Here is a 265-nt window from a genome sequence, read left to right on the forward strand (position 1 = left end):
CATTCCGCAGTTGTCGTCGGTGCTGACGGTCGTGGACGGCAAGGTCGTGCACGCGGATGCCGAATTCGCGTCGCTCGCGCCGCCGTTGCCGCCCGTCAGCCCCGCGTGGTCGCCGGTGGCCGACCGCGGCGCAGACGGCGGCGCCGACGATGCGGCGGGCGGCGCGCGAGCCCGTGCGCGCGCGTCGGCAGCGGCGGGCGCATGCGCCGAGCCGGGGATGGACGCGTGCCGTACCCGCGGCCACGGACGCCGCTTCGCGCGCTCC

At 78.1% G+C, this 265-nt stretch carries 1 pseudogene; it reads left to right on the top strand.

What is annotated here, in order from left to right:
- Positions 1 to 265 (top strand): annotated as a pseudogene (locus SB816_RS32425) (amidohydrolase); the annotation flags it as partial.

It is taken from the genome of Achromobacter sp. SIMBA_011 (assembly GCF_046535435.1).
Lineage (GTDB): Bacteria > Pseudomonadota > Gammaproteobacteria > Burkholderiales > Burkholderiaceae_B > Achromobacter > Achromobacter dolens.